This is a genomic window from Stenotrophomonas sp. Steno-C17, from assembly GCF_056393165.1.
Window position 1 is genome coordinate 19,175 of sequence record NZ_JBWJPD010000020.1, and the last position, 22,005, is coordinate 41,179.

Sequence of the window (22,005 nt, forward strand, 5' to 3'; positions counted from 1 at the left end):
GCCCGGCAGTGTAACCCGCTTCGCCGCCGGTACCAAAAACGGCCGCAAGGCAGGCGGCACAAGCCTCTGCGGCAGGTCGCCGGCGCTCCGGCATGGCTGCCGCAGCCGTCATTGCGCATACTGGCCGCCCCGGCAGGCATGCGACCTGCGTTCGGCCCGCGGCAAGGGCGGAGGAAACCACGCCCATGCGCATTCTGGTCACCGGCGCGTCCGGCTTCATCGGCGGCGCCCTGCTGCGTCGCCTGGCCGCGCTGCCGCACGTGCAGGCGCTGGGCTTCGGCCGGCGGCCGCTGGATCGCCCTGACTACGTGCAGGCGGACCTGCGGCAGCCGCTGCGGCTGCCGTTCCGGCCCGACGTGGTGGTGCACGCGGCAGCGCTGGCCGCGCCGTGGGCCAGCCGGGCGCAGTACCGGCAGCACAACGTGGACGCTACCGCGCAGCTGATCGCCTTCTGCCAGGCCAACGGCCTGCCGCGGCTGCTGCACCTGTCCACCACCGCGGTGTTCTACCGTGCCGCGCACCAGCTCGACCTGGACGAGACCAGCCCGATCGGCCCGGCCTTCCTGAACGACTACGCGCGCAGCAAGGCCGAGGCCGAGGCGCTGGTATCGGCGTATCCGGGGCCCAGCTGCATCCTGCGCCCGCGCGCGGTGTTCGGCCCGGGTGACACCCTGCTGATGCCGCGCCTGCTGCAGGCCGCCCGTCGCGGGGCACTGCCACGGCTGGTCAGCGCCGGCGGGCCACCGCTGATCGACCTGATCCACATCGACACCCTGGTGGAGTACCTGCTGCGGGCCATCCAGGCGCCCCGGCTGGCCCCGGCCTACAACCTGACCAACGCGCAGCCGGTGGACCTGCAGGCGTTGCTGCAGCGCCTGCTGGCCGCATTGGACCTGCCACCGCTGGGCCGCCACCTGCCCACCCCACTGGCCCTGGCCGGTGCCGGCGCGCTGGAAGGCGTCTGGCGCCTGCTGCGCCTGCGCGGCGAGCCGCCGATCACCCGCTTCGGCGTGGCCGCATTCGCCTATTCCAAGACCTTCAACCCACAGCGCATGCTGGCCGATCTGGGGCAGCCCCTGTTGAGCATGGAGACCGCCATCGAACAGCTTATCCACGAGCAGCGTGCGCAATGGACAGCGTGACCGTCGCCAGCGCCGCAGTCGCACTGGCCTACCTGCTGCTGCTCGCCCTGAAGGCAACGGGGGCAATGCGCGTGCTGCGGCAACGACCGCCCGGCCCGCACAGCACCTTCGATGGCCACGGCGTGGCCATCCTGCAGCCGATCCTGGGCGGCGACCCGTTGCTGGCCCAGGTGCTGGCGGCGAACCTGCAGGCGCTTCCGGGCGCGCATTTCCATTGGCTGCTGGATGAGGCCGATGCGCTGGGCCGAGCGGCAGCGGTGCAGCTGTGCGCGCAGCACCCCAATCACCACATCACCTGCCTGCTGCATCCGCCGGCGCCGCAGGGCATCAACCCCAAGACCTTCAAGCTGGACCGCGTGCTGCCCCAGGTACAGGCGCCGATCGTGCTGGTGCTGGACGACGATGCGCGGCTGTCTGCTGCGGCACTGGCGCAGATGCTGGATGAGCTGCCGCACGCTGATCTGGTCACCGCCCTGCCCTGCTACCGCGACGACGCCCGGTTCGGCTCACGGTTGATGGCGCAGTTCGTCAACAACAACACCGTACTGACCTACCTGGGCCTGCTGCCCTGGCTGGCGCCGCTGTCGATCAATGGCATGTGCTACGCACTACGGACCACGCGCCTGCGCGAACTGGGCGGATTTGCGCCGCTGCGGCACATGCTGGCCGACGATCTGGCGCTGGCCCGCGCGTTGCGCAACCAGGGCGCGCGGCTGCACCAGTCCACTGCCTGCGTGGAAGTGCAGACCCATGTGCCGACGCTGCAGCGCTATCGGCAGCAGATGCACCGCTGGATGCTGTTCGCGCTGCTGTTGCTGCGCGATGAAACGCGGTCGGTACGCGCCCTGATCGGGCTGCTGCACGGCCTACCGCCGCTGTTGCTGTGGGCGGTGCTGTTGTTGGCGGCATGGCCACCGCTGGGCACGCCGGCCCTGATCGCGGCCGCCGTGCTGCTGGTGCGTGCCGCCATACTGGCGCGACTGCAGCAACGGGCCAGTGGCCGGGTGCGCCATCGCCCCCTGCTTTCGGTGATGGCCGAACTGCTGCAGCCGCTGCACCTGCTGCACGCCCTCTGCGTGCGACGCATCCGCTGGCGCACCCATCTCTATCATGTGCGCGCCAATGACCGCTTCCACGATGTCTGAACCCGACGCGCCCCCCACCCACCTGCAGATCGCCTTCCTGTGCGGGCAGAGTGATCCGGCGCGCTGCGCGCTCAGTCCGGTGCAACAGCAGTTTGGCCAGGCCTTGCTGGCACCGGGCCGACGACTGCACCCCTGCAACTTCCCGTACGACGCACAGACACCGCCATTCCACCGCGTGTCGCTGCTGTCGGCCAGCTGGCATAACAGCCGCCAGTACCTGCACGCACGTCGGCCCGGCTTCGCCCAGCGCCACGTTGCAGCGGTCACCGATCTGCTGCACGCCGCACCGCATACCCTGCTGCTGGCCGGCAGCTGCGGCCTGGAACTGCTGGCCAACCTGCCGTTGCCGGCCGAACTGGCGCAACGGATCAGCGTATTCGCCTATGGCCCTGTTGCACGAAAGGCCCCTGCCGCCGCACGGCTGCACGTCCTGGTCGGCCGACAGGACTGGATTTCCCGACTGGGTTGGCGCGGCCCGCGACACTGGGTTCGCAGTGGCCACATGGATTACCTGCAGCAGGCACCGGTGCTGACGCAGGCGCAGGCATTCATCGCCAGCATCGAACGCGCGCAGCCATGAACATCGAACTGCTGGCACCGCCCTATAGCGGCCACCTGCATCCGCTGCTGGCCATCGGCCGACAACTGCAGGCACGGCACCAGGTGACGGTGCTGAGTACGCCCGGCGCGCAGCCGGCGATTGCCGCCAGCGGGCTGCGCGGTGATGTGCTGCTGTCGGCCGCGCACGAAGCGGCGCTGTGGCAGATCGCCAACCCCGGCGTGGCGGTGAAGGCCAACCCGCTGCGCATGCACGCGCAGCTTCGCCAGGCGCTGCGGTTGATGGAGCAGATGCGGCACGCGCTGCAGCAGCGTTGGGCCGTGCAGCGCCCGGATCTGGTCATCGTCGACTTCACCCTGCCCCCGGCCGGCCTGCTGGCGGCCGAGCTGGGCATTGCCTGGTGGACCAGCCTGCCCTCGCCCTGCGTGCTGGACTGCGCCGATGGGCCACCGCCCTACCTGGGCGGACTGTCGCCGCCGCGCAACATCTGGCAGCGCGTGCAGCAGGCGGCGGGACGAAAGATGATCCGCCTGTTCAAGCGCGGCGTGCATGCCTGGCAACGCCCGGCAATGCGCCGCCTGGGCGTGCCCGCCATCTACCGCGACGATGGCAGCGAACAGGTCTATTCCGATCAGTGCATCCTGGCCCTGGGGGTGCCGGAACTGGAATTCCCGCGGCGCTGGCCGGCAGCGCTGCAGTTCATCGGCCCGATGCTGCACACCCCGCACAGCGACCACGCAGCACCGCCGTTCGTGGACGGCGCGCGTCACCTGCTGGTGACCGCTGGCACGCACCAGGACTGGGTAAAACCGCGGCTGGCCGACGCTGCGGCCGCGCTGGCGCGGCAGTTTCCACAGTGGCAGGTGCATGTCAGCCAGGGCCACCAGCACGATCACGCCGCACGGGTGCAACCGCTGCCGAACCTGCATCTGCTGCCCTTCGTCGACTACGCGCAGCACCTGCCGCGCTATGACCGGGTGCTGCACCACGGCGGCGCCGGCGTCATGTACCACGCGTTGCGCGCAGGCATTCCGGCGCTGGTGTATCCGCTGGATTACGATCAGTTCGACCATGCCGCGCGCCTGCAGGCGGCCGGTGCCGGCCTGTGGCTGCGCAGGCTGGAAGATCTGCCGACGGTGTTCGCGCAGGCATTGCAGGCCGATGCGTTTCCCGGGTTGGCTGCGCTGCAGGCGTCGGTGCAGCGGTATGCGACGGCGGATTCGGTGCTGGACCGCGTCGCATCGCTTGAACGCTAGCGCCGGGCCGCGCCCGGCGGACAGGGGCAGGCACACCCCGAAAAAGCAAAATGCCCGCGGGTCCAGGACCGACGGGCATCTTCGATGACACTTCAAACTCTGCTGGCGGAGCGGACGGGACTCGAACCCGCGACCTCCGGCGTGACAGGCCAGCATTCTAACCAGCTGAACTACCGCTCCACATAGGCAGAACTTGTTGGGATCCGGGGATGGCGGAGCGGACGGGACTCGAACCCGCGACCTCCGGCGTGACAGGCCAGCATTCTAACCAGCTGAACTACCGCTCCACGACAAACTTCGGATACCCCTTGAAACCAGTTCACAACTTGGCGGAGCGGACGGGACTCGAACCCGCGACCTCCGGCGTGACAGGCCAGCATTCTAACCAGCTGAACTACCGCTCCACGTTGTCGTAAACCTTTCTGCTTCCGCCCGGCCAAAGCCGGGAAGGAAACAAGGCGCCCGGTTGCCCGGAAGCCTTTGCAACTGGCGGAGCGGACGGGACTCGAACCCGCGACCTCCGGCGTGACAGGCCAGCATTCTAACCAGCTGAACTACCGCTCCAGTTTTACTGCAGTTTCCCCCGGGCCGAAGCCTGGAAGAAAACAAAGCCCCCAGTTGCCCGGGGGCCTCGCGTTGAAGTGGCGGAGCGGACGGGACTCGAACCCGCGACCTCCGGCGTGACAGGCCAGCATTCTAACCAGCTGAACTACCGCTCCACACTCAAACTTTTACTACGGTGCTGTGGTGGGTGCTGAGGGTTTCGAACCCCCGACCCTCTCCGTGTAAAGGAGACGCTCTACCGCTGAGCTAAGCACCCCAGCGAGCCGCTTAGTTTACAGCATCCTTCAGGGCCTTACCAGCCTTGAACGACGGATTCTTCGAAGCAGCGATCTTGATGGTGTCGCCGGTCTTCGGGTTGCGGCCGGTACGGGCGGCACGGTCGCGCACCTGGAAGGTACCGAAGCCAACCAGGGTGACCGCATCGCCGTCCTTCAGCGCCTTGGTGACGGCGGCAACGACAGCATCGACAGCGCGGCTGGACTCGGCCTTGGTCAGGTCGGCGGCTTCAGCAACGGCATCGATCAATTCGGTCTTGTTCATTCTTTACAGCTCCTTTGGCGGTGGGTTCCGCTTATTCGACAGGGAAGCAACCGCACGCCATCTGCGCACGGCCGCCATGTGGAAACGGTTCGCCGAATTCAGCGATCAGCGATTGCGATCACTCATTCGCGAGTGCTGCTTTTATACCAGCGGCCCTACCCCCACGCAAGCCGGAAAGCCAGCAACGACGCGGGTTTCGAGCATTTCGACAGCGCGCGTCAATGCTTGACGCGCGCGTTCGAAGCCGGTTTGCCCTTGCCACGCACCGTGACGCGCTGCGCACTCTTGCGTGCCTTCTTCGGCGCCAGCGGACGCTCCAGGGCCAGGTCGAGCACTTCCTCGATGTACTTCACCGGCACGATCCGCAGATCGCGGGTGACGTTGGCCGGAATGTCGGCCAGATCCTTGCGGTTCTCCTCGGGAATGATGACCGTGCGGATACCGCCACGCAGTGCGGCCAGCAGCTTTTCCTTCAGGCCACCGATGGCGGTGACGCGACCACGCAGGGTGATCTCGCCGGTCATCGCCACATCGGCACGCACCGGCACCTTGGTCAGCATCGACACCAGCGAGGTGACCATGGCCGCACCGGCGCTGGGGCCGTCCTTCGGAGTGGCGCCATCGGGCACGTGCACGTGCACGTCGTGCTTCTGCAGGAAGTCGCCATCGATGCCGAAACCATCGGCGCGCGAACGCACCACCGACAGCGCCGCCGAGGCCGATTCCTTCATCACGTTGCCCAGCTGGCCGGTCAGGATCAGCTGGCCCTTGCCCGGCACCAGGGTCGATTCGATCTGCAGCAGATCGCCACCCACTTCGGTCCAGGCCAGGCCGGTGACCAGGCCGATCTCGTTCTCTTCTTCGGCACGACCGAAGTCGAAGCGACGCACGCCCAGGTACTTGTCCAGGTTCTTGCTGGTCACGCTGACCAGCGCCTTGGACTTCTTCGCACCCTTCTTCGGCTTCGCCGCCTGCGGCCCGGCCAGCGCGATTTCCTTCACCACCTTGCGGCAGATCTTGGCGATCTCGCGTTCCAGGTTGCGCACGCCCGATTCGCGCGTGTAGTAACGCACGATGTCCTGGATCGCATCGCTGCCGATCTCCAGCTCTTCCGGCTTCAGGCCGTTGGCCTTGATCTGCTTCGGCGACAGGTAACGGGTGGCGATGTTGAGCTTCTCATCCTCGGTGTAGCCGGGGATGCGGATCACTTCCATGCGGTCCAGCAGCGGGCCGGGAATGTTCAGCGAATTGGACGTGGCCACGAACATCACTTCGGACAGGTCCAGGTCCACTTCCAGGTAGTGGTCGTTGAAGGCGTTGTTCTGTTCCGGATCGAGCACTTCCAGCAGCGCCGAGGACGGATCGCCACGGAAGTCCATCGACATCTTGTCGATCTCATCGAGCACGAACAGCGGGTTCTTGCTGCCGACCTTGTTGAGGTTCTGCACGATGCGGCCCGGCATGGAACCGACATACGTGCGACGGTGGCCGCGGATCTCGGCCTCGTCACGCACGCCGCCCAGCGACATGCGCACGAACTTGCGGTTGGTGGCCTTGGCGATGGACTGCCCCAGCGAGGTCTTGCCCACGCCCGGCGGGCCGACCAGGCACAGGATCGGGCCCTTCATCTGCTTCACCCGCGACTGCACCGCCAGGTATTCCAGGATGCGGTCCTTGACCTTCTCCAGGCCGTAGTGATCGGCGTCCAGGGTGTCCTGCGCGGCCTTCAGGTCCTTGCGCACCTTGGTGCGCTTCTTCCACGGCACGCCCAGCAGCCATTCCAGGTAGTTGCGCACCACGGCCGCTTCGGCCGACATCGGCGACATCTGCTTGAGCTTGTTCAGTTCGTTGCGCGCCTTGGCTTCCACTGCCTTCGGCATGCCGGCTTCGGCGATCTTGCGGGCCAGCTCTTCCAGCTCGCCCGGCGCATCGTCCAGGTCACCCAGTTCTTTCTGGATGGCCTTCATCTGTTCGTTCAGGTAGTACTCGCGCTGGCTCTTTTCCATCTGCGACTTCACGCGGCCGCGGATGCGCTTTTCCATCTGCTGCACGTCGATCTCGCCGTCGACCAGACCGACCAGCATTTCCAGGCGCTCGCCCACGGCCAGCGTTTCCAGCAGGCGCTGCTTGTCGGCCAGGCGCACGCTGATGTGCGCGGCGATGGTGTCGGCCAGGCGCGCCGGCTCGTCGATGCCGGCCAGGGTCTGCAGCAGTTCCGGCGGCAGCTTGCGGTTGGTCTTCACGTACTGCTCGAACAGCGACATCAGCGAGCGGGCGATCGCCTCGATCTCGCGCGGTTCGCGTGCGTCCTCGGCCTCGATCTCCACGGCCTGGCCGTGCAGCGAACCGTCGCGCTCGTCGACGTGGGTGACTTGTACGCGCGACAGGCCTTCGACCAGCACCTTGATGGTGCCGTCGGGCAGCTTCAACAGCTGCAGCACCTGCGCCAGGGTACCGACCTGGTACAGGTCGGCCGCGTGCGGGTCGTCGGTTTCGGCGGACTTCTGCGCCAGCAGCAGGATGCGCTTGTCTGCCTCCATTGCCTGTTCGAGCGCGTGCATGGACTTGTCACGGCCGACGAACAGCGGAATGACCATGTGCGGGAACACCACTACGTCGCGCAGCGGCAGGACCGGCAGGTCGAGGGTCTCACTTGGGGAACGGGCCATGGGGGCTCCAGGGAAGGGGAAAACCGTCTCCGGGAGGGCATCTTCCGGAGACAAAAAAAGCCGATGGCCCCGTTATGGGGCCATCGGCTTTCAGATGCAAGGCGTTCGTGAAAACTACTTTCAAATCAGCAGCTTGAAAGCGTCACTCGGCGCCTGCGGCCTTCTGTTCAGGGGCCGCCGGGGTCTGGTAGATCAGGTACGGCTCGGACTTGTGTTCGATCACCGATTCGTCCACCACCACCTTGCTGACGTTTTCCTGCGACGGCAGGTCGTACATGGTGTCCAGCAGGACCGACTCGACGATGGTACGCAGGCCACGGGCACCGGTCTTGCGCTTCAGCGCCTTGCGGGCAATGGCCGACAGGGCATCCGGGCGGAATTCCAGCTCCACGTTCTCCATCTCGAACAGCTTCTTGAACTGCTTGGTGATGGCGTTCTTGGGCTCGGTCAGGATCTTGATCAGGGCCGGCTCGTCCAGCTCTTCCAGGGTCGCCACGACCGGCAGGCGGCCGACGAACTCGGGAATGAGGCCGAACTTGATCAGGTCTTCCGGCTCGACTTCAGCCAGCACCTTGCCCACTTCCTGCTTGCGCTCGCTGCTCTTCACCTTGGCGCCGAAGCCGATGCCGCCGGCGTCGTTGGAGCGCTGCTGGATCACCTTGTCCAGGCCGGCGAACGCGCCGCCGCAGATGAACAGGATGTTCTTGGTGTCCACCTGCAGGAATTCCTGCTGCGGATGCTTGCGCCCGCCCTGCGGCGGCACGCTGGCCACGGTGCCTTCGATCAGCTTCAGCAGGGCCTGCTGCACGCCTTCGCCGGACACATCGCGGGTGATCGACGGGTTCTCGCTCTTGCGCGAGATCTTGTCGATTTCATCGATGTAGACGATGCCCTGCTGTGCCTTCTCGACGTCGTAGTCGCACTTCTGCAGCAGCTTCTGGATGATGTTTTCCACGTCCTCGCCCACGTAACCGGCTTCGGTCAGCGTGGTGGCGTCGGCCATGGTGAACGGCACGTTGAGCAGGCGGGCCAGGGTTTCGGCCAGCAGCGTCTTGCCCGAACCGGTCGGGCCGACCAGCAGGATGTTCGACTTCGCCAGTTCGACGTCGTCGTTCTTCTGCCGGCTCTCGATGCGCTTGTAGTGGTTGTACACGGCCACGGCCAGGGTGCGCTTGGCGCGGTTCTGGCCGATCACGTACTGATCGAGCACCTCGAGGATCTCGCGCGGCTTGGGCAGCGAACTGCGCGCCGACTGCGCCTTTTCCTCAAGTTCCTCGCGGATGATGTCGTTGCACAGCTCTACGCATTCATCACAGATGAACACGCTCGGACCCGCAATCAGCTTGCGCACTTCATGCTGGCTCTTGCCGCAGAAAGAGCAGTAGAGGATCTTGCCGGTGTCCGTGGAACGACCTTGGCGGTCTTCGCTCATGCTTCGCTTACCCAGTTACCCCACCCGCTGAACGGGGGTTCGATTCGAGAATAGCACAGGGCCGGAGGGACGCCAGTCCCGGTCCGACCCTGCAGGAACGAGGCCTCCCTGGCCCCGTGAAGGCCGGTCAGCCGGCCTGGATCGACTCTTCCGGACGACGCTCCAGCACCTGGTCGACCAGGCCGTAGGCCACCGAGTCGACCGCGCTCTTGAAGTTGTCGCGCTCGGTGTCACGGGCGATCGTTTCCAGCGACTGGCCGGTGTGCTTGGCCAGCACTTCGTTCAGGCGCGAACGCAGGGTCAGGATCTCGCGGGCGTGGATGTCGATATCGGTCGCCTGGCCCTGGAAGCCGCCCAGCGGCTGGTGGATCATCACGCGCGAGTTCGGCAGCGCATAACGCTTGCCGGCAGCGCCCGAGGCCAGCAGCAGCGCGCCCATCGAAGCGGCTTGGCCGACGCAGATGGTGCTGACGTCCGGCTTGATGTACTGCATGGTGTCGTAGATCGCCATACCGGCGGTGACCACGCCACCCGGCGAGTTGATGTAGATGCTGATGTCCTTTTCCGGGTTTTCCGCTTCCAGGAACAGCAGCTGCGCCACCACCACGTTGGCCATGTGATCGTCGATCGGGCCCACGAGGAAGATCAGGCGCTCCTTCAACAGGCGCGAATAGATGTCGTAGGCACGCTCGCCGCGGCTGGTCTGCTCGACCACCATGGGCACCATGTTCAGGGCTTTGGTCCGGTTGTCCATTTCGTGAGGTACCTATCTTGGGGGGAAACACCCCCGCGCCAGGGCTGGCGCGGGGTTTGGGACGATCCGCCCGATCTTACTGGCGGATCGCGTCCTGGAACGACAGCTTTTCTTCGGTGTGCTGGGCGCGCTCGGCGATCCAGTCGATCACCTGCTCTTCCATCACACGGTTCTGCAGACCCGACATGAGCTGGGGGTCGTTGCGGTACATCTCAATGACCTGCTCCGGCTCTTCGTAGGTCGAGGCGATCAGGCGCATCGTTTCGTTCAGGCGCTTGGGATCCAGGCGCAGGTCGTTGCCGCGGGCCACTTCACCCACCACCAGGCCGACCAGCACGCGCTTGGCAGCCGCGTCCTTGAAGCCTTCGTGGGCATCGGCCGGCACCTGGCCGACGTTCTGGCCGTTGCGGCGGGCCTGTTCGACCTGCTGGGCCAGCATGGCGCGGGCTTCGTTCTCGACCAGGCGCGGCGGCATTTCCACCGACGAATAGGCGGCGATCAGCTGCTCACCCACTTCGCGGCGCAGGCGGTTCATCAGCGCGCCCTTCAGCTCGCGCTCCAGGTTGGCGCGGATGTCGCTGCGGAACTGCTCGACGTCGCCGCCCTTCACGCCGAAGCTCTTGATGAAGGCTTCGTCCACCGCCGGCACGACCGGCTCGGACACTTCGGCCACCTTCACGGTGACCTGCACGGTCTTGCCGGCCAGCACCGGCACGCGCCAGTCAGCCGGGAAGTCCACGTCCAGGGTCTTCTCTTCACCCTTGGCCAGGCCGACCAGGCCCTTTTCAATGGTGTCGAACATCATGCCCTGGCCGAGCACGATCGAACCCTTCTCGGTGCCCTCGGCCGGCAGGCGCTCTTCGCCGGCCTGCGACCAGGTTTCCACCGCAACCAGGTCACCGTCCTGCGCGCCACGGCTGACCGGGGCCCAGGTACGACGCTGGTTCTGCAGGTTTTCGATCATCTGGTCGATGTCGGCGTCGGTGATCTCGGCCGAGTGGCGGACCACGGTCAGCTTGCTGACGTCGATATCGCCGAAGTCCGGCACCACTTCCACGGTGGCCACGAAGGAGAACTCGCCTTCCTCGCCCTTGTCGATGCGCGGGCTGCCGACGATGCGCAGGTCGTGCTCACGCACGGCCGCGTCGAAGGTTTCGCGCAGCAGGCCGTCCAGCGCCTCGCCACGGACCTGCGCGCCGAAACGCTGCTCGATCACCTTGGCCGGCACCTTGCCCGGACGGAAACCCTTGATGCGGGTGGTACGGGCGATTTCGCCCAGGCGGCCGGTGATGTGGCTCTGCAGACGGTCTTCCGGCAGCGAGAAGCTCAGGCGGCGTTCCAGGTTGCCGGTGGATTCGATAGAAGCTTGCATGTTGACTCCTGCCACCGGTGGCGCCCTGGCCCCCGGCTCGATGTTGGATGAATCGGTTGTAAGGACACGGCGTCTGGGACGCGCCTGCATTGCCGCAGCCCTTTAGTTTCGCCCAATTCGGCGTGCACTGCCAGCGCGCGGCGGTCAAGCGGCCGCGCAGGGCCCGATCAGGGCGGGGACAGGCCGGCACTGGTGCGAAAGGGGGGACTCGAACCCCCACGCCTTGCGGCACTGGAACCTAAATCCAGGGCGTCTACCAATTCCGCCACTTTCGCGTGGCCGGCACAGACGTTCATTGTCGCAGGCGGGGCTGCAAAGCGGAAGGCGTGACAAAGCTGAACAGGCTGGATTCAGGGGCCTGGCGCGCTGGCAGGCGGCGCCGGTGCGGGCATCGCCGCGGTCAGGCGCTCGGCCAGTGCGCGGTAGATCGGCACGTGGCAGATCCACGACGAGGCGACCCGCGCCAGCAGCACCGCCGCCAGGATCGGCAGCAGCATGTCACTGGTGTCGGTCAGTTCCAGCGAAATGACCGCCGAGGTGAGCGGCGCCTGGGTCACGCCGGTCAGGTAGGCGCACATGCCCAGCACCACCACCGCAGCCGGGTCCACGCCGGGCAGCAGCACGGCCAGGTTGTGGCCGATACCCGCGCCCACCGCCAAGGCCGGCGAGAACAGCCCGCCGGGGATGCCGGCCACATACGACACCAGGTTCGCCGCAAACTTCATCACCCCGAAACTGTGCCCCACCCCGCCACCGCCCTGCACCAGTTCGCGGGCCTGGTCGTAACCGGTACCGAATGCCCCCAGGCCGAACACCAGGCCCAGCACGGCCAGGGCCAGACCACAGGCGCCGGCGAACAGCACCGGCTGGGCGGCGCGGCTGCGCCCCAGCCAGCGTGGCCGGCCATCCACTGCCGCCAACACCAGCCGGCTGAACAAGCCACCAGCCAGGCCACCCACCAGGCCGCACAACAGCACGGCCAGCCAGCCCATGCCCAGCGGCAGCGTGGCACTGACCCGGCCGAAATAGGTGTAGTTGCCGAGCAGGCCCAGCGACACCACGCCGGCCACGATCACCGCCGTCAGCAGGGTGCCGGAGAAGCGGTGTTCGAAGCGGCCGGACAGCTCTTCGATGGCGAACACCACGCCGGCCAGCGGCGTATTGAAGGCGGCGGCGATACCGGCCGCGCCACCGGCCAGCAGGAAGTGGGTCGCCTGGCGCGGATCGCGGAAGCCCAGCGCACGGCCGATCACGTACATCAGGCTGGCGCCGATGTGCACGGTGGGCCCTTCGCGGCCCACCGACGCACCGCCCAGCAGGGCCAGCACGGTCAGGCCCAGCTTGCCCAGCGACACCGGCAACGACAGGTTCTGCTTGCGGAAGGCGCGATCGGGCGTGTCCAGCGCCGCGATCACCTGCGGGATGCCGCTGCCGCGGGTCGGACGCAACAGGCCCTGGGTCAGCCAGGCCAGCAGCGCGAACAACGCCGGGGTCAGCAGCAGCGGCCACCACGGCGAGGCGTCGTGCACGCGACGGAACACGGCGAACGCCGCGTCGCTGGCCTTGGCAAAGACAATCGCGGCCAGCGCCACGGCCACCGCACCACCCCACAGGGCCAGGCGTTCCAGCCATTGCTGGCGCGAACCCAGCCAGCGCGGGCGGGAGTGGGAGGTATCGGGATCCATGCCCGTATTTTCCCATCCCCACTGCGCAGGCACTGTGCAGGGCTTGGCCGTCCCCCTTGCCGGGGTCAGGGAGCGGGATCGACCGGCCGGGCCGGCTGGGCATCGTCGCCTGCCGCGGCCGCCTCGGCTTCGTCCAGCTGACGGATCTGCACCGCCTGCCCATCGGCCGAACGCTGCACGGCGATACCTGCGGGGGCGGACGCCTGCCCTTCGGCAGGATCCAACGGCTGTGCGGGCTGGAACGCACTGCCCTCCGGGCGTTCGACGGTGTGCGCGGGATCCGGCGCTGCCACGGCGGCCTCCTGCTGCGTCGGCGGGTCAACTGCGACACAACCCGCAGTGGCCATCGCGACAAGCATCGCCACGACCGCGGCGGGATGGGACATCTTGGCCATCAGAGCATTCCTGGAAGCTGCGCACGGCGGCGCGGAATCTCCATTGGGACGTACCCGCCGGGAGCGCACTGGGATCCAGCGCACACCCTGCAGAACATCGCTGACGCATGTGGCACGGATGCGACGTTGAGCCGCCGAGCACCTGTCGCAAATGGCGCAGAAAAGAAAAAAGCCACCTGGCGGACCAGGTGGCTTTCGTCTTGGTGGGCTGTCAAGGATTCGAACCTTGGACCTATTGATTAAGAGTCAACTGCTCTACCAACTGAGCTAACAGCCCGAAATCGGGGCGCGAATTATGGCCCGATCCGCGAGGGCGTTGCAAGTACTTTCTTCAACATTGTTGAAACAAGCACTGCAACCGGCGATCCATCGCGAAAGGTTACATCTGAAGAAAAAAGCCACCTGGCTGACCAGGTGGCTTCCGTCTTGGTGGGCTGTCAAGGATTCGAACCTTGGACCTATTGATTAAGAGTCAACTGCTCTACCAACTGAGCTAACAGCCCGTGAAACTCAGACGCACATTGTAACGTGCATTCTGTTTATTGCAATACCGTGTCGGCGTTGCCGATGCGGTTGAATCAGTGGGGTGGCTGAGGGGATTCGAACCCCCGACCACCGGAATCACAATCCGGTACTCTAACCAACTGAGCTACAGCCACCACTGAAACTTTCGCTGCACCGCCCATGCTGCTGGCGTTGAAGCTTGATACGTTGCCCGGGGCCGTCACCGAAGTTCCGATCCGCCGAAGCGAGTCCGACATTCTGGTGCAGCCGCCGCGCTTTTGCAAGCACTTCTTCACATCGCACCGGCGATACCCTGGACTGTCGCGCCGATGGCGCGCCCGACAGGAATCGAACCTGTAACCGCCGGCTTAGAAGGCCGGTGCTCTATCCAGTTGAGCTACGGGCGCCCGAACCGGAACGGCGTCCAATCCGACATGGCGTGGGATTGGTCGGGGTAGAGGGATTCGAACCCCCGACATCCTGCTCCCAAAGCAGGCGCGCTACCAGACTGCGCTATACCCCGGTTGATGCGTCTCCCCAGGCAGACGCCCGGCGAGCTGGCCATTGTGGCCAAGCGTGGCGCAGCCTGTCAACGCGGCCGGCAGGAACCGGAGCGCCGCGCCACCACCGCCACAGCAGCGTAAGCAGCCATCGGCTATGCTCGCAGCCAGCGGCCGGATGGCCGTATCGATCCCCTTTTCGCACGGAGACTTCGCATGCGCAGCGGCAACCCGGCTCTTTCCGAGTCGACCTTCCTGGACCTGGCCAGCGGCTCGGTGGTCACCCACCCCGACCAGGCCATGACCCTCAATGGCACCGTCAACAAGACCGGCATCCTGCTGCTGTTGACCGTGCTGACCGCTGCCTTCGCCTGGAACCAGACCGTGGACGACTACGGCCAGGTGATGGCCGGGGCGAAGCTGTACGCCATGGGCGGGGCCATCGGCGGCCTGGTGCTGGCGCTGATCACCGTGTTCAAGAAGGAATGGTCGCCGGTGACCGCGCCGCTGTACGCGCTGGTGGAAGGCCTGTTCCTGGGCGCCATTTCGGCGGTGTTCGAGCTGCGCTTCCCGGGCATCGTGTTCCAGGCCGTGCTGCTCACCTTCGGCACCCTGTTCGCCCTGTTGATGGCCTACCGCAGCGGCCTGATCAAGGCGACCGAGAACTTCAAGCTGGGCGTGGTCGCCGCCACCGGCGGCATTGCCCTGCTCTACCTGGCCTCGTTCGTGCTGGGCTTCTTCAACATCAACGTGCCGGTGATCCATAGCTCCGGCTGGCTGGGCATCGCCTTCAGCCTGTTCGTGGTGGTGGTGGCCGCACTGAACCTGGTGCTGGATTTCGACTTCATCGAAAGCGGTGTCGCCCAGCGCGCGCCGAAGTACATGGAGTGGTATGGCGCATTCGGCCTGATGGTGACCCTGGTCTGGCTGTACGTCGAATTCCTGCGCCTGCTGTCGAAGATCCAGCAGCGCTGATCGCAGACACGGCTGTAAACGACAAGCCGCGATCCGCAAGGGTCGCGGTTTTTTTCATCTGGAACCCCACGCCATGCAGAACACGTCCCTCCCCCGCTTCCACAGTTACCGCCCGGCCGAGGGCCACGGCCTGCCGCACGATCCGTTCAACGCCATCATCGGCCCGCGACCGATCGGCTGGATCTCCAGCTGCAACGCCGAGGGCGCGCTGAACCTGGCGCCCTACAGCTTCTTCAACGCGTTCAACTACACCCCGCCGATCATTGGCTTCTCCAGCCAGGGCCGCAAGGATTCGCTGCACAACATCGAGGCCACGGGCGAGTTCGTCTGGAACCTGGCCACGTTCGCGCTGGCCGAAGCGATGAACGAGAGTTGCCGCGCGGTGCCGCCAGAGGTCGACGAGTTCGCATTGGCCGGGCTGGCCCCACTGGCCTCCACCCAGGTGCGGCCGCCGCGCGTGGCGCAGAGCCCGGTCAGCATGGAGTGCCGCTGCACGCAGATCGTGCGCCTGCGCGATGCGGCCGGGCAGGACACCAACGGGTGGCTGGTGCTGGGTGAAGTGGTGGCCGTCCACATCGATCAGTGACTGCTGGTCGATGGCATCTACGACACCGCCGCCGGCGACCCCATCCTGCGGGGTGGCGGCCCGGCAGACTACTTCCGGGTCAGCGCCGACCAGCGCTTCCGCATGTTCCGTCCCGCCTGAAGGTCACGCGCTTCGCCACGCAGCGTAGTGCGTGGCCAGGTAGTCCACCAGCGCCCGCACCTTGGGCGCCAGCGCACGCGCGTGCGGATACAGCGCGAAGTAGCAGCGCTGTCCGCCATGCCAGGTTGGCAGTACGCGGATAAGGCGGCCGGCGCGCAGGTCCTCCTGCACGGTCAGCGCGGTGAACAGGCTGATGCCCATGCCCGCCAGCACGGCCGCATGCAGCGCCGGCGTGGCATCCACGCGCAGGCGCTGCCCGGCCTCGATGCTGGCCGTGGCCCCGCGCGGCCCGTGCAGGTGCCAGGGCGCAGTGGCGGCGGTGGGACTGAAGCCCAGCAGCGTGTGCTGCTGCAGATCCGAAGCCTGCCGCGGCAGGCCGTGCTGGGCCAGATAGACCGGGGCAGCCACCAGGATACGTGGGCAACGGGCCAGTTCGCGCGCCACCAACTGGCTGTCCGGCAGCGATGGCGCGATGCGCAGGGCAAGATCGAAGCCACCACCCACCACGTCTACCAGTTGATCGTCGGCTGACAGATCCAGCGAGACCTGCGGGTAACGCGCCAGGAAGCCCGGCAACCAGTGCGGCAGCTCCTGGCTGGCCACCACCTGCGGCACGCTGATGCGCAGGCGTCCGCTGGGCTGCGCCTGGCCGGCGCGGGCGCGGTCATCGGCCGCCTCCAGGCGATCGAGCAGACCCACGGCCTCGCCGTAGTAGTCGCGCCCGGCCTCGGTGAGCGACATGCGGCGACTGTTGCGATCAAGCAGCCGCACCTGCAGGTGCTCTTCCAGCTGTCGCAGCTGCCGTGACATGGCCGAATGGGTGGTGCCCAGCCGTTCGGCGGCCGCGGTGAAACTGCCCGTTTCGACGATCGCGCGCAGCGCCCGCAACGTAGCAAGATGATCCATCGGGCACGGCTCCTGCGGCGGGGCCCGCCAGCTGCGGGCCCCGCCAGCTTATCAAGCGCCGTTACCGGGCTTGCGGACCTGCAGTGCCAGGATCGCATCGGTGCCGAGGACCTCGCCGAAGGCATCTTCGATCTGCGCCAACGACGCTTCGTGCAGCGCGCGATGGCCGATGCGCTGGCCGCCGGCCAGGTCCAGGTCACGGCTGGCGGTGGCATCGCCGGCCACGATCACCCGGTAACCGCGCGGGGCGGCGGCGGCATCCCGGGCCGCGCCGACCACGCAGGCATGGGTCTGTAGGCCGGTCACGATCAGGGTGTCGATGCCCGCGTCCTGCAGCGTCTTGTCCAGCACCGCCGCCGAGGCGCCGGCGAACACGCTGACGTTGTCCTTCTGCACCACGGTTTCGCCGCTGCGCGGCTGCAGGTCACGGTGGAAAGCGGCATTGGCACTGCCCTGTGCGAACAGCGGTGCCCCCGCCGGCAGCACGTGCTGCACATGGATCACGCGGATGCCATGGGCATCGGCGAAATCGACCACGCGCTTGGCCTGTCGCAGCGCCGCCACGCCATCGGGGATGACCATGCGCCCCCCGCTGAAGCCAGGCGCGGCGCTGGCGTCGAAGTACTCGTTCTGGAAGTCGATGACCAGCACGGCGGTGCGGGCGGCATCCAGGGCCGCTCCCCCCGGCGCGCCGGCCATATGGCGGATGGTGGGATGGGCCGGCTCGGCAACTGCGACCGGGGCGGTGACGGCCATGCCGATCAGGCTGGCCAGACCAAACGCGGAAAGATTCATGGGGAAACGCCTGTGCAAGGGAACGTGGGCACAGGATGCGGACGCGCTGGCGCACGGACCAGCCCTGTTCCGGCACATGATCTGTGCGGGGAGCGCACAGACGGCTGTTCCGTCATCCACGCATGGCGTGGATGCGCCTGCAAACGCAACGGGGCGCCCGAAGGCGCCCCGCTGTGGATCCCATTGCGATCGACCTTCCGCTTACAGGCGGGTGGCGATGGCCTTGGCGAAGCCCATGGTGGTGCCGGTGCCGCCCAGGTCGCCGGTCAGCGAATCCTTGGCTTCCATGGTGGCCACGATGGCCTTGCGCAGGCGCTCGGCGTTTTCCGGCTGGCCGATATGGTCCAGCATCTGTGCGGCCGCCAGCAGCAGCGCGCACGGGTTGGCCTTGCCCTGGCCGGCGATGTCCGGCGCGGTGCCGTGCACGGCTTCGAAGATCGCCGCGTCCTTGCCGATGTTGGCACCCGGGGCCAGGCCCAGGCCGCCGACCAGACCGGCGCAGAGGTCGGAAATGATGTCGCCGAACAGGTTGGTGGTGACGATCACGTCGAACTGTTCCGGACGCATCACCAGCTGCATGCAGCAGTTGTCGACGATCATTTCCTGGAACTCGATGTCCGGGTACTGCGCGGCCACTTCACGGGCGACGTTCAGGAACAGGCCCGAGGTCGACTTGATGATGTTGGCCTTGTGCACGGCGGTGACCTTCTTGCGGCCGACGCTGCGGGCCAGCTCGAAGGCGTAGCGCACGATGCGCTCGGAGCCCTTGCGGGTGATGCGGGTGCCCGAGAAGGCGGTCTCACCGTCAGCCGAGACTTCCTGACCTTCAGCCAGGTAGGCGCCTTCGGTGTTCTCACGAACGGTGATCAGGTCGACGTTGTCGAAACGCGACTTGGTGTTCGGGAAGGTGTGGGCCGGACGCACGTTGGCGTACAGGTCGAAGTGGCGGCGCAGGCTGACGTTGATCGAGGTGAAGCCACCACCGACCGGGGTGGTCAGCGGGCTCTTCAGCGCCACCTTGTTGCGCGCGATCGATTCCAGGGTCACCGCCGGCATCAGGTCGCCGTGCTTTTCCAGCGCCACCAGGCCGGCGTCGGCGTCTTCGTACTCCAGGCCAGCGTTCAGCTGGTCCAGCACGTACAGGGTGGCGTCCATGATTTCCGGGCCGATGCCGTCGCCGCGGATGACCGTAATTTTCTGCGTCATTGATCGATGTTCCGAACAGGGGGAAGTACGCCGTCCGGACGTGCCCGGAAACGCCGGCGCAAAGGAAGTTTCACCCGCAATTATGCCTGAGCCGGGGCCGAGGTCCCAAATAGACCATGGTCCCAGTCCCCGGCTCAGGCAGAATTGCCCGCGCATTCCTCCTCTACCCCCGCCTGTCGGCGCGCCCCTTCAACAAGAAGGGGCTCCTGGGCGGTCGGATCGCGGGAAAGGCCCCCCGCGCAGTGGGGGGGCGCTGGCGCCGGGGCGTGGCCGGCGGCTGTTGGTTCAGGTGGGCGCTGGGCGTGGCCCGGCGTTGCCTCAGTGCTCGTGCGCTTCGGGGGCGGCGGCGCCGCCTTCCAGCTGGTCGAGGAAGTCGACGGCGCGGCGCAGGTGCGGAATGACGATCGAACCGCCCACCACCAGACCGACCGAGAAGGTCTCGAAGAACTCTTCGCGGGTCACCCCGGCTTCCTTGCACTGGGCCACGTGGTAGCTGATGCAGTCATCGCAGCGCAGCACCATCGAGGCGACCAGGCCCAGCAGTTCCTTGGTCTTCACGTCCAGCGCGCCGGCCTGGTAGGTCTGCGTGTCCAGCGCGAAGAAGCGGCGCACGACCTGGTTCGGCTCGCCCAGGATGCGCTCGTTCATGCGCTTGCGGAACGCAGTGAATTCGGCGATGCGGTCCTTGCTGCCGTCGTCTGCGGCGCTCATGCCTGGCCCTGCCCGGCCAGCAGCGGCTCAAGCTTGCCTTCACGGTGCAGGGCCATCATGTCGTCGTAACCGCCGACGTGGACTTCACCCACGAAGATCTGCGGCACGCTGGTACGGCGGGTCAGCGCCATCATCTTCTCGCGCTCGGCCGGGTCCAGGTCGATGCGGACCTCGGTCCACTGCTGGCCCTTGCTCTTGAGGAAGTTCTTGGCGGCCACGCAGTACGGGCAGACGGCGGTGGAATAGATGGTGATGGCGGGGCTGGCGCCGGAGGGCTGGGCTGTCACGGGAAACTCCACGATGGATCGACGGTCTGTATATGGTACCGGTGCGCTGGAATTTCCACGCCACCACCGCAACACTGTGGATTAACGAAGGGTTGCCCCCCGCCCTGCCACGCTGTGCCCGCCCTGCCCCGAGGATGTCCCGCTTGCGAGCCCTGCTGCTGACCACCGCCGTGACCCTGGCCCTGGCCATGCCGCTGGCCCGCGCCCAGGAAAAGCTGCCCGACATCGGCTCGTCGGCCGGCGAGCTGCTGACCCCGGCCCGCCAGGCCGAGTACGGCGCCATGATGCTGCGCGAACTGCGCAACTACGGTTACCTGCTGGACGACCCGCTGGTGAACGACTGGCTGCAGACCATGGGCACCCGGCTCGGCTCCAACAGCGACCAGCCCCGGCAGTCCTACACGTTCTTCATGATGAAGGACCGGCAGATCAATGCCTTCGCGACGCTGGGCGGCTACATCGGGGTGAATGCGGGGCTGGTGCTGACCGCCGAGCGCGAGGACGAAGTGGCTGCGGTGCTGTCGCATGAAATCGCCCACGTCACCCAGCAGCACGTGCTGCGCGGAGTGGAACGGGCCCAGCGCGACCAGATTCCGATCCTGCTGGGCATGCTGGCCGCCGTGGTGGCAGCCCAGGCCAGCGGCGGCAATTCGTCCGGCGACGCCACCATGGCCGCCATCAGTTCCGGCATGGGGCTGATGCAGCAGCGGCAGATCAACTACACCCGCTCCAACGAATCCGAGGCTGACCGCCTGGGCATCCGCACCCTGTCGCGCAGCGGCTATGACGTGGACGCGATGGCCGGCTTCTTCGAACGCATGTCGGCGGCCATGCGCGGCAACGACGGCGGCTACAGCATTCCCGACTTCCTGCGCACCCACCCGGTCAATACCACCCGCATCAGCGAAGCCAAGGCGCGCGCCGAGCAGATGAAGAAGGACACGGTGGTACTGACCACCAGCACGCCCGGCGGTGAACGCAAGGAACGGGTGAATCCTGCCGACCCCGGCCTGTCCGAGCCGTTGTTGCGCGGCAACAACCCGCTGCTGCCCGGCAGCGTGCTGCGCCTGCCGATCGGCCAGCTCAACCGTGGCCCCAGCGGCGATTTCGAGTGGGCCCGCGAGCGCCTGCGCGTGCTCAGCGGCGACAACAGCGGCGAAGTGGACCGCGAGTACGCCGACCTGGCCAAGCGGCAGAAGACCGGGCTGACCGACCCGCAGCGCTATGGCCAGGCACTGGCCAGCATGCGCGGTGGCCGCAGCGGTGCACTGCAGTCCCGCCAGACCCTGGCCAGCCTGGCCCAGACCCATCCGGACAATCTGTGGGTGGCGCTGGCGCTGGCCGAGGCCGAATCCCGCTCGGGCCAGCCTGCCCAGGCCAACGCGCGCTTTGAACAACTGCTGCGCCAGCACCCCAACAGCCGGCCGGTGGCGCTGACCTATGCCGAGATCCTCAACGAACAGGGGGGTCGCGAGGCTGGCCAGCGCGCCCAGGCGATGCTGCGCCCGCTGCTGTCGCAAAGTGGTAACGATCCGGTCTTCCAGCAGCGTTACGCCCGTGCCAGCGAACTGGCCGGGGACAGCGTGCGCGCCAGCGAGGCCTACGCCGAAGCCGCCTTCCTGGGTGGCCGCCCGGAACAGGCCCTGATGCAGCTGCAGGCCCTGAAGCGCAACCCGGAACTGGACTACGTGGGCCGTGCCCGCGTGGATGCGCGCATCGAGGCGATCACCCCCACCGTGCTGGAGCTGCGCCGCCAGGGCGTGCAGGACCCGGAGCTGGACCGCCGCTGAGGCGCGGATGACCGGTGCATGGCAGCGGGATATTTATCCGGCCAGGCCGTCACAAACATGTCATCAAACCGTAGTCTACTGGCACCACTCCAGTAACCGAGCCCTACGGTGT

18 protein-coding genes, 12 tRNA genes and 1 pseudogene are annotated in these 22,005 nt (G+C 66.9%); 7 read left to right on the top strand and 24 right to left on the bottom strand.

The features are described 5' to 3' along the window. Positions 1 to 185: 185 nt before the first annotated feature. The 4 genes from AC06FA_RS16340 to AC06FA_RS16355 are packed head-to-tail and all read left to right on the top strand — an operon-like array spanning position 186 to position 4,102. Positions 186 to 1,142, top strand: a complete 957-nt coding sequence (locus AC06FA_RS16340; RefSeq protein ID WP_478069227.1) for an NAD-dependent epimerase/dehydratase family protein — start codon at positions 186 to 188, stop codon at positions 1,140 to 1,142. Beyond that, a complete protein-coding gene (locus tag AC06FA_RS16345; protein WP_478069228.1) occupies positions 1,130 to 2,287 on the top strand; it encodes a glycosyltransferase family 21 protein in 1,158 nt (385 codons plus the stop codon). The genes AC06FA_RS16340 and AC06FA_RS16345 overlap by 13 nt, the downstream gene beginning before the upstream one ends. Continuing rightward, complete coding sequence (locus AC06FA_RS16350; RefSeq protein ID WP_478069229.1) at positions 2,280 to 2,867, top strand: hypothetical protein; 588 nt, start codon at positions 2,280 to 2,282, stop codon at positions 2,865 to 2,867. The genes AC06FA_RS16345 and AC06FA_RS16350 overlap by 8 nt, the downstream gene beginning before the upstream one ends. Further along, the gene (locus AC06FA_RS16355) at positions 2,864 to 4,102 is read left to right on the top strand and encodes a glycosyltransferase (RefSeq protein WP_478069230.1); all 1,239 of its coding nucleotides are present in this window, start codon (positions 2,864 to 2,866) and stop codon (positions 4,100 to 4,102) included. Before AC06FA_RS16350 ends, AC06FA_RS16355 begins: the two co-directional genes overlap by 4 nt. A gap of 103 nt (positions 4,103 to 4,205) precedes the next feature. Here AC06FA_RS16355 and AC06FA_RS16360 read toward each other — a convergent pair. From AC06FA_RS16360 to AC06FA_RS16450, 19 genes are all read right to left on the bottom strand, one after another. Next, positions 4,206 to 4,282, bottom strand: a tRNA-Asp gene (locus tag AC06FA_RS16360). Positions 4,283 to 4,312: 30 nt separating this feature from the next. After that, positions 4,313 to 4,389, bottom strand: a tRNA-Asp gene (locus tag AC06FA_RS16365). Between the two features lie 40 nt (positions 4,390 to 4,429). Continuing rightward, positions 4,430 to 4,506, bottom strand: a tRNA-Asp gene (locus AC06FA_RS16370). Between the two features lie 83 nt (positions 4,507 to 4,589). Next, positions 4,590 to 4,666, bottom strand: a tRNA-Asp gene (locus AC06FA_RS16375). A 78-nt stretch (positions 4,667 to 4,744) separates the two neighbouring features. After that, positions 4,745 to 4,821 (bottom strand) — tRNA-Asp (locus AC06FA_RS16380). Positions 4,822 to 4,847: 26 nt separating this feature from the next. Next, positions 4,848 to 4,922, bottom strand: a tRNA-Val gene (locus AC06FA_RS16385). 11 nt (positions 4,923 to 4,933) lie between these two features. Next, a complete protein-coding gene (locus AC06FA_RS16390) occupies positions 4,934 to 5,206 on the bottom strand; it encodes an HU family DNA-binding protein (protein WP_004146343.1) in 273 nt (90 codons plus the stop codon). A 218-nt stretch (positions 5,207 to 5,424) separates the two neighbouring features. Beyond that, the gene (gene lon / locus AC06FA_RS16395; RefSeq protein ID WP_478069231.1) at positions 5,425 to 7,875 is read right to left on the bottom strand and encodes an endopeptidase La; all 2,451 of its coding nucleotides are present in this window, start codon (positions 7,873 to 7,875) and stop codon (positions 5,425 to 5,427) included. Between the two features lie 142 nt (positions 7,876 to 8,017). Further along, positions 8,018 to 9,307, bottom strand: coding sequence for an ATP-dependent Clp protease ATP-binding subunit ClpX (gene clpX / locus AC06FA_RS16400; protein WP_108748713.1), 1,290 nt, complete (start codon positions 9,305 to 9,307; stop codon positions 8,018 to 8,020). 127 nt (positions 9,308 to 9,434) lie between these two features. Next, entirely contained in the window at positions 9,435 to 10,061 is a 627-nt protein-coding gene (clpP, locus tag AC06FA_RS16405; protein ID WP_079220811.1) for an ATP-dependent Clp endopeptidase proteolytic subunit ClpP, read from the bottom strand. Between the two features lie 76 nt (positions 10,062 to 10,137). Next, positions 10,138 to 11,433 (bottom strand): trigger factor, encoded by a 1,296-nt coding sequence (tig, locus tag AC06FA_RS16410; protein WP_478069232.1) that lies wholly within the window; start codon positions 11,431 to 11,433, stop codon positions 10,138 to 10,140. Between the two features lie 190 nt (positions 11,434 to 11,623). Beyond that, positions 11,624 to 11,708 (bottom strand) — tRNA-Leu (locus AC06FA_RS16415). Positions 11,709 to 11,783: 75 nt separating this feature from the next. Beyond that, on the bottom strand, positions 11,784 to 13,118 hold the full coding sequence (locus tag AC06FA_RS16420; RefSeq protein WP_478069233.1) for a chloride channel protein: 1,335 nt from the start codon (positions 13,116 to 13,118) through the stop codon (positions 11,784 to 11,786). 65 nt (positions 13,119 to 13,183) lie between these two features. Beyond that, the gene (locus AC06FA_RS16425; RefSeq protein ID WP_478069234.1) at positions 13,184 to 13,513 is read right to left on the bottom strand and encodes a hypothetical protein; all 330 of its coding nucleotides are present in this window, start codon (positions 13,511 to 13,513) and stop codon (positions 13,184 to 13,186) included. A 201-nt stretch (positions 13,514 to 13,714) separates the two neighbouring features. Then, positions 13,715 to 13,790: transfer RNA gene (locus AC06FA_RS16430), tRNA-Lys, on the bottom strand. A gap of 150 nt (positions 13,791 to 13,940) precedes the next feature. Continuing rightward, positions 13,941 to 14,016: transfer RNA gene (locus AC06FA_RS16435), tRNA-Lys, on the bottom strand. 79 nt (positions 14,017 to 14,095) lie between these two features. Beyond that, a tRNA-His gene (locus tag AC06FA_RS16440) sits at positions 14,096 to 14,172 on the bottom strand. A gap of 175 nt (positions 14,173 to 14,347) precedes the next feature. Further along, a tRNA-Arg gene (locus AC06FA_RS16445) sits at positions 14,348 to 14,424 on the bottom strand. Between the two features lie 39 nt (positions 14,425 to 14,463). Then, positions 14,464 to 14,540, bottom strand: a tRNA-Pro gene (locus AC06FA_RS16450). 193 nt (positions 14,541 to 14,733) lie between these two features. Between AC06FA_RS16450 and AC06FA_RS16455 the strand changes: the two genes are divergently transcribed. Next, positions 14,734 to 15,492 carry a Bax inhibitor-1/YccA family protein gene (locus AC06FA_RS16455; protein WP_478069235.1) on the top strand — a complete coding sequence of 253 codons (759 nt, stop codon included), beginning with the start codon at positions 14,734 to 14,736 and terminating at the stop codon, positions 15,490 to 15,492. 73 nt (positions 15,493 to 15,565) lie between these two features. Then, positions 15,566 to 16,198, top strand: a pseudogene (locus AC06FA_RS16460) (flavin reductase family protein). 3 nt (positions 16,199 to 16,201) lie between these two features. Here the strand turns inward: AC06FA_RS16460 and AC06FA_RS16465 are convergent. From AC06FA_RS16465 to grxC, 5 genes are all read right to left on the bottom strand, one after another. Next, a complete protein-coding gene (locus AC06FA_RS16465) occupies positions 16,202 to 17,104 on the bottom strand; it encodes a LysR family transcriptional regulator (RefSeq protein WP_478069236.1) in 903 nt (300 codons plus the stop codon). 51 nt (positions 17,105 to 17,155) lie between these two features. Beyond that, a complete protein-coding gene (locus tag AC06FA_RS16470) occupies positions 17,156 to 17,899 on the bottom strand; it encodes a cysteine hydrolase family protein (protein WP_478069237.1) in 744 nt (247 codons plus the stop codon). Positions 17,900 to 18,100: 201 nt separating this feature from the next. Further along, positions 18,101 to 19,105, bottom strand: coding sequence for an isocitrate dehydrogenase (locus AC06FA_RS16475; RefSeq protein WP_108748704.1), 1,005 nt, complete (start codon positions 19,103 to 19,105; stop codon positions 18,101 to 18,103). A gap of 318 nt (positions 19,106 to 19,423) precedes the next feature. Further along, complete coding sequence (locus AC06FA_RS16480; RefSeq protein ID WP_053519434.1) at positions 19,424 to 19,816, bottom strand: carboxymuconolactone decarboxylase family protein; 393 nt, start codon at positions 19,814 to 19,816, stop codon at positions 19,424 to 19,426. Further along, complete coding sequence (gene grxC / locus AC06FA_RS16485) at positions 19,813 to 20,103, bottom strand: glutaredoxin 3 (RefSeq protein WP_199934492.1); 291 nt, start codon at positions 20,101 to 20,103, stop codon at positions 19,813 to 19,815. Before grxC ends, AC06FA_RS16480 begins: the two co-directional genes overlap by 4 nt. A 143-nt stretch (positions 20,104 to 20,246) precedes the next feature. On the opposite strand from grxC, the gene AC06FA_RS16490 reads away from it, so the two are divergent. Further along, a complete protein-coding gene (locus tag AC06FA_RS16490; protein WP_478069238.1) occupies positions 20,247 to 21,893 on the top strand; it encodes a M48 family metalloprotease in 1,647 nt (548 codons plus the stop codon). The last annotated feature ends 112 nt before the right edge of the window (positions 21,894 to 22,005 follow it).

Bases quoted from the DNA above. Each gene is read 5' to 3' on its own strand.
- AC06FA_RS16465 (WP_478069236.1), bottom strand. From the start codon at position 17,104: ATGGATCATCTTGCTACGTTGCGGGCGCTGCGCGCGATCGTCGAAACG.
- lon (WP_478069231.1), bottom strand. From the start codon at position 7,875: ATGGCCCGTTCCCCAAGTGAGACCCTCGACCTGCCGGTCCTGCCGCTG.
- tig (WP_478069232.1), bottom strand. From the start codon at position 11,433: ATGCAAGCTTCTATCGAATCCACCGGCAACCTGGAACGCCGCCTGAGC.
- AC06FA_RS16345 (WP_478069228.1), top strand. From the start codon at position 1,130: ATGGACAGCGTGACCGTCGCCAGCGCCGCAGTCGCACTGGCCTACCTG.
- AC06FA_RS16390 (WP_004146343.1), bottom strand. From the start codon at position 5,206: ATGAACAAGACCGAATTGATCGATGCCGTTGCTGAAGCCGCCGACCTG.
- AC06FA_RS16475 (WP_108748704.1), bottom strand. From the start codon at position 19,105: ATGACGCAGAAAATTACGGTCATCCGCGGCGACGGCATCGGCCCGGAA.
- AC06FA_RS16480 (WP_053519434.1), bottom strand. From the start codon at position 19,816: ATGAGCGCCGCAGACGACGGCAGCAAGGACCGCATCGCCGAATTCACT.
- clpX (WP_108748713.1), bottom strand. From the start codon at position 9,307: ATGAGCGAAGACCGCCAAGGTCGTTCCACGGACACCGGCAAGATCCTC.
- AC06FA_RS16470 (WP_478069237.1), bottom strand. From the start codon at position 17,899: ATGAATCTTTCCGCGTTTGGTCTGGCCAGCCTGATCGGCATGGCCGTC.
- AC06FA_RS16350 (WP_478069229.1), top strand. From the start codon at position 2,280: ATGTCTGAACCCGACGCGCCCCCCACCCACCTGCAGATCGCCTTCCTG.
- clpP (WP_079220811.1), bottom strand. From the start codon at position 10,061: ATGGACAACCGGACCAAAGCCCTGAACATGGTGCCCATGGTGGTCGAG.
- AC06FA_RS16420 (WP_478069233.1), bottom strand. From the start codon at position 13,118: ATGGATCCCGATACCTCCCACTCCCGCCCGCGCTGGCTGGGTTCGCGC.
- AC06FA_RS16455 (WP_478069235.1), top strand. From the start codon at position 14,734: ATGCGCAGCGGCAACCCGGCTCTTTCCGAGTCGACCTTCCTGGACCTG.
- AC06FA_RS16425 (WP_478069234.1), bottom strand. From the start codon at position 13,513: ATGGCCAAGATGTCCCATCCCGCCGCGGTCGTGGCGATGCTTGTCGCG.
- AC06FA_RS16355 (WP_478069230.1), top strand. From the start codon at position 2,864: ATGAACATCGAACTGCTGGCACCGCCCTATAGCGGCCACCTGCATCCG.
- AC06FA_RS16340 (WP_478069227.1), top strand. From the start codon at position 186: ATGCGCATTCTGGTCACCGGCGCGTCCGGCTTCATCGGCGGCGCCCTG.